Raw genomic sequence first — 423 nt, 5'->3', positions numbered from 1 at the left:
TCGAGGACCTCATCAAGCAAGGTCTGCTCACGCTCGACGACGTCCGCGTGACCGTCCTGGACGAGGCCGACCACATGGCCGACATGGGCTTCCTGCCCGTGGTCACCCGGATCCTGTCCCGCACCCCCAAGGGCTCCCAGCGGTTGCTGTTCTCCGCAACCCTGGACAACGGCGTGGACATCCTGGTCAAGAAGTTCCTCAAGGACCCGGTGCTGCACTCGGCGGACAACGCCCAGGCCGCGGTGACCACCATGGACCACCACGTCCTGGTCACCGACAGCGATCACAAGCAAGCGCTGATCGAGACCCTCGCGTCGGGCACCGGTCGGCGGATGATGTTCACCCGCACCAAGTATCGCGCCAAGAAGATGGCCAAGAAGCTCAGCCAGGCCGGGATCCCCGCGGTGGACCTGCAGGGTAACC

Annotated in this window: 1 protein-coding gene; it reads left to right on the top strand. The window is 65.2% G+C overall.

All coding sequences use genetic code 11. The features are described 5' to 3' along the window. Positions 1-423 (top strand): DEAD/DEAH box helicase (locus tag J1M87_RS26885; RefSeq protein WP_206492744.1); only part of this gene is annotated, 423 nt, incomplete at both ends.

This window comes from Rhodococcus sp. KRD162 (assembly GCF_017168335.1).
Lineage (GTDB): Bacteria > Actinomycetota > Actinomycetes > Mycobacteriales > Mycobacteriaceae > Rhodococcoides.
Note: the sequence above shows the minus strand (reverse complement) of the source record. Positions and strands in the feature narration are given on the sequence as shown.